The sequence below is a fragment of the Kitasatospora sp. NPDC059599 genome (genome assembly GCF_042735125.1).
Lineage (GTDB): Bacteria > Actinomycetota > Actinomycetes > Streptomycetales > Streptomycetaceae > Kitasatospora.
Map to the genome: position 1 here is coordinate 23,152 of NZ_JBHWCL010000133.1, position 4,811 is coordinate 27,962.

Annotated in this window: 6 protein-coding genes; 4 read left to right on the forward strand and 2 right to left on the reverse strand. The window is 74.2% G+C overall.

What is annotated here, in order from left to right:
- Positions 1–341: 341 nt before the first annotated feature.
- Together ACFV04_RS33730 and ACFV04_RS33735 are read right to left on the reverse strand one after the other, a co-directional pair.
- On the reverse strand, positions 342–695 hold the full coding sequence (locus ACFV04_RS33730; RefSeq protein WP_360254548.1) for a hypothetical protein: 354 nt from the start codon (positions 693–695) through the stop codon (positions 342–344).
- A 120-nt stretch (positions 696–815) separates the two neighbouring features.
- A complete protein-coding gene (locus ACFV04_RS33735) occupies positions 816–1,445 on the reverse strand; it encodes a maleylpyruvate isomerase N-terminal domain-containing protein (protein WP_380344339.1) in 630 nt (209 codons plus the stop codon).
- 202 nt (positions 1,446–1,647) lie between these two features.
- On the opposite strand from ACFV04_RS33735, the gene ACFV04_RS33740 reads away from it, so the two are divergent.
- The 4 genes from ACFV04_RS33740 to ACFV04_RS33755 all read left to right on the forward strand — a co-directional run bounded on the left by ACFV04_RS33740 (position 1,648) and on the right by ACFV04_RS33755 (position 4,683).
- Positions 1,648–2,286, forward strand: coding sequence for a LysE family transporter (locus ACFV04_RS33740; protein ID WP_380534656.1), 639 nt, complete (start codon positions 1,648–1,650; stop codon positions 2,284–2,286).
- Positions 2,287–2,425: 139 nt separating this feature from the next.
- Complete coding sequence (locus ACFV04_RS33745; protein WP_380344344.1) at positions 2,426–3,163, forward strand: TetR/AcrR family transcriptional regulator; 738 nt, start codon at positions 2,426–2,428, stop codon at positions 3,161–3,163.
- A 101-nt stretch (positions 3,164–3,264) separates the two neighbouring features.
- Positions 3,265–3,594, forward strand: a complete 330-nt coding sequence (locus ACFV04_RS33750; RefSeq protein WP_360254307.1) for a hypothetical protein — start codon at positions 3,265–3,267, stop codon at positions 3,592–3,594.
- A gap of 15 nt (positions 3,595–3,609) precedes the next feature.
- A complete protein-coding gene (locus ACFV04_RS33755; RefSeq protein WP_380344350.1) occupies positions 3,610–4,683 on the forward strand; it encodes a M14 family metallopeptidase in 1,074 nt (357 codons plus the stop codon).
- Positions 4,684–4,811: the final 128 nt, after the last annotated feature.

A 4,811-nucleotide genomic window follows, 5' to 3' on the forward strand; every position in this document is an offset into this window, starting at 1 on the left:
GGGGGTCTCCCCCGGGCTCTGCGCGTTCCAGTTTTCCGTTTTGGCCACACTGGGGGGGGGTTGGCTCTGCCCCGCATGCGCCATTGGGGGGGGCGGCGCCGCCCGCGAGTCCGGCAGCCGCGAACAGGGCGGCGCCGGTCAGGGCATGCAGGAGTCTTCTCATCGGAACCTCTCGTGGGGAGCGGGCCGGGAGCAGCAGCGTGACAGCAAACCCGCACCTTTGAAAGGCTCATGACACCAAGTGCCCCGGCGCCGCCCGGGCCCACCCCGGTCCCACCCGGGCGCCGGCGGCGGCGCGGACGCCCCCACCGGCGCCGTCGGCCCGCGGACCGACGGAGCGATCAGCGCGGGTCGACCAGCTCCGGGGCGAAGACCGTACCGAGCGGCTCCGGGCCGATGTACTGCTGGCAGTTGCACGGCCGCGCCTCGAACTGCAGCGGACGGCGGTCGGCGTCCCACGCGGTCGGCGCCTCGACCTCCTCGTGGCAGCGCCCCTGCTTGTCGTGCTTGGCCAGGTGGTGGGTGCAGCCGCAGATCGGCTCCGGCGGACGGTTGGCCGCCTCCAGGGCGGCGTGCCGACGCTCGGTGGCCGCGAGCAGTTCCATCTTCCGCTCGTGCCGCACCTTCAACGCCTGCCGCGCGTCCTTGACGATCCACCCGCTGCCGTACAGGACGACGGGCAGCACCCACCACATGCTGAGGACCTGGTCCACTGACTCTCCCCCGATCGGGCCGATTCCAGCCGCTGATCATACTGCTGACCAGGGGTGACCGACCCCTGACGGGAGCGCCTCGTCAGCGGATGACCGCGGGCGTCAGCGGATGACCGGGAGCACCGACCGGGCGCTGCGCCCGGTCGCCGCCTCGATGAAGTCCACCGGATCGGCGACCTCCGCCAGCAGCGCCCGGGTGGCGTCCAGCGCCGCCCCGGGCGGCGGCGGGCCGCCGACGGCCGCGATCAGGTCGAGCAGGTGGACGGTCGCCTCCATCAGCGCCACCTCCCCGAGCGCGCCGACCCGCACGCTGCCGAGCAGCGGGTGCGCCACCGTCGCGTCCGGCGGCAGGTCCGCGATCCCGGCCAGGGCGGCCGGCCCCTCGACCCCGAACCGCGCGATCAGCACAGCCGGCGCGGTCCGCTCCGCGACCTCCTTCGCGGCCTCGGCGACCTGCCCCGCGGCGGTGTGCGCGATGCCCCCGGGCCGGTTGTAGGCCCGCAGGATCCCGGCACCGGTGGTGACCTCGGCCGGGCCGTCGACGACGGCGTCGCGCAGCCCGGTGAACATCTCCGGCACCGGCGCCACGTGCGTGTACAGCTCCCGGACGGTCCACGCGGGCAGCCGGGTCGGCCGGTCCCAGTCCTCGGCGCTCAGCGCCGCTCCGCGCTCCGCCCAGGAGCCCCAGGCCTCCGCCAACATCACGCGCACCGGGTCGTTCTGACTGTTCATCGGCCCTCCTGGGAACTGTGGTCGGGGAACGGCCCACGCTACCCGGCACCGTCCGAAAACCACTTGCCGCCCCCGGACCCGGCCGCCACGATCGGCCCATGACCACCTCCCCCGCCCGCCCGCTGCCCGTGACCTCCGCCGCCCGCCCGGCCCCGGTCCGACAGCAGCCCGGCCGCCCACGCAGGACCGACGCCGCCCGCACGTGAGGGCCGCGCTGGTCGCGGGGCTGCTCGCCGGGTTCGGCGTCGCCGTCCCGGTGGGGGCCGTCGGGGCCTACCTGGTCGCGCTCAGCGCGCGGACCTCGCTGCGCACCGGCGCCTGCGCCGCCCTCGGGGTGGCCGCCGCCGACGGGCTGTACGCGCAGCTCGCCGCGGTCGGCGGCGGAGGCCTCGCCCCGCTGCTCGAACCCGTCGCCGGGCCGCTGCGGACCGGATCCGCCCTGGTGCTGCTGGCCCGGGCGGCCCGGACGGCGCACGGCGCGCTGCGCCGCCGCCCCCGGGCCGCCGCGACGCCGGAACGGGCCTCGGAGCCGACCCCGCCCACGCCAGGCCGGGCCTTCCTCGCCCTGCTCGGGATCACCCTGCTGAACCCGCTCACCGTGCTCTACTTCGCCGCCCTGGTGCTGGGCGGCGCGGGCCGGGACGGCGCGGCCTCGGGCACCCTCGCCCGGGCCGTGTTCGTCGCCGCCGTGTTCGCCGCCTCGGCCGGCTGGCAGCTGCTGCTGGCCGCGGGCGGGGCGTTGCTGGGGCGAGCGCTGACCGGTCCGCGCGGCCGACTACTCACCGCACTCGGGTCCTCCGCCCTGGTCGCCGGGCTCGCCGTCCGGGTGCTGGTCGGCTGACCAGGGAAATCGCCGGATCCGAAGATCGGTTCCGGCGCACCCGTTTACGACCGATTCCTACCTTGTATCCTGGATCTGTATCCGTTGCGTGACATCCACGGCGCGACACCCTCGCGCGACACCCCCCGGGAGCGCGGACATGGCCGAGCGGGACGGCACCGAGAAGCGGGGGCGGCTGAGCCGCCCGCTGGTGCTCGCCGCCGCCGTCGCCCTGGTCGACCGCGAGGGCCTGGCCGCGCTGACCATGCGCCGCCTGGCCGCCGAGCTGGGCGTCGAGTCGATGGCCCTGTACCGGTACACCCCGGGCAAGGAGGCCCTGCTCGACGGCCTGATCGAGTCCTACTTCACCGAGGTCAACGCCCGGCTGCGGACCAACGCCGACAACGGGCCGCCCGAGTCGACCCGGCACCGGCCCGAATGGCGCCTGGAACTGAGCCGGATCGCCCGGTCCTTCGCCGCCGCCGCGCACGCCCACCCCGAGATCCTGCCGCTGGTCGCCACCAGGCCGCTGACCGTCCCGCTGGCCCGGCGCCCGGCGCCGGTGCTCGAACTCACCGAGCACATCCTCGCGGTGCTCGGCCGGGCCGGCTTCGACGACGCCACCGCGCTGGCCGTCTACCGCACCTTCGTGGCCTGGAACCTCGGCTGCCTGCTGGTGGACAAGCGCCAGGTGGTCGACAACCCGGACGAGCCGGAGCCGGTGCTGCGGCTCGGGCTGCACCGGCTGCCCGCCGCCGACTACCCCCGGCTGCGGGCCCTCGCGCCCCGCTTCACCGAGTTCGACGACGACGCCGAGCTGCTGGCCGGCCTCGACAGCCTGCTGGACGGGATGCCGCAGCCACCCCTTGACGCGTTCTACGGCGGCGACGCATCCTGAGGATACGAGGTACACGTCGGACATATCCCCTGATATCGGCGCCACCGACGGCTGCCGGGAAACCGCGGCCGCGCACCGGAGGGCGCCCGGAAGAAGTCCCCATGTCCGCCGTTCCGCATGCATCACCCGACGACGACATCCTGCGCCTCCACGTCACCTCAGAGGACCCGGAGGCCCTGCGCGCCCTGCTGCGCGAGAACCGTCCCGACGTCGGCGGACGCCCGCACGTCGAGGCGGACGGTCGCATCGGCATCGACGTCTACACCACGGCCGACCGGATCCCGGACCTCGAACGCGAGGGCGTCACGGTCACCCGGACCGGCAACGCCAGCGAGGCCGGGCGCGCCGCCCAGGCCGAGGTCGGCAGCGGCGACCGGTTCGCCCCCGACGACGCCGTCCCGCACGGCCTGGCCACCAAACTCGCCGGCTGACCCGGGAGGCCCGTCATGCCGTACCTGAACGTCACCGAGGTCGAGTCCGCCGTGACCAGCCTGGCCACCGCCTACCCCGGCCTCACCCAACTCGTCACCCTGCCCGAGCCCTCGTTCGAGGGCCGCACCGCCCACGCCCTGGTGATCGGCGAACCCGCCGCGACACCCAAGCCGTGCGTGCTGATGATCGGCGGCGTACACGCCCGCGAATGGGGCAGCTGCGAGATCCTCGTCCACCTGGCGGCCGACCTGCTGGAGGCCCACCGCAACGGCACCGGCCTCGGCTACGGCGGCACGGCGTTCACCGCGGGCCAGGTCAGCGGTCTGCTGCACCGTCTCGACCTGGTCGTCTACCCGCTGGTCAACCCCGACGGCCGGAACTACAGCCAGACCGTCCGGCCGATGTGGCGCAAGAACCGCAACCCGGCCAACGCCGGCGGCAACCCGGACTCGGACTGCGTCGGCGTCGACCTCAACCGCAACTACGACTTCCTCTTCGACTTCGTCACCGCCTTCGACCCGAAGGCCGACCCCCAGGTGTCGACCGACCCGTGCGACCAGCAGGTCTACGCCGGACCGAGCCCGTTCTCCGAGCCGGAGACCCGCAACGTCCAGTGGCTGCTGGACCAGCTCCCGCTGACCCGGTGGTTCGTCGACGTGCACAGCTACTCGCAGGACATGCTCTACAACTGGGGCGACGACGACAACCAGTCGGTCGACCCCGACATGAATTTCCGCAACTCCGCGTACGACGGCAAGCGCGGCCTGCCCGGCGACCTCGCCTACTCCGAGTACATCCCCAAGGAGGACGAGGACGCCGCCGTCCTGCTCGCCGAGGCGTTCTGCAAGGGCGTCAACGGCGTCCGCGGCCTGTCATACAAGCCGATGACCGGCTTCCACCTGTACCCGACCAGCGGGACCAGCGACGACTACGCCTACTCCCGCGGGTTCGCCGATCCCGACCTGGGCAAGGTGCTCGGCTTCACCATCGAGTGGGGCACCGAGTTCCACCCCCGCTGGGCGGAGATGGAGGAGATCATCCGCGACGTGGACGCCGGGCTGGTGCAGTTCTGCCTGGCGACCGCCTGACCCACCCCGGGTCCCCGGCCCACCCCCAGCCGCAGTGCCCGACAGCAGGGCGCCCGCCGCCCCCCCACCCCGGGGGCGCCCCGGCGGGGGGCGGAGGAAGCCCCCGGGTAAGGGGGGGTGGGTTAAAC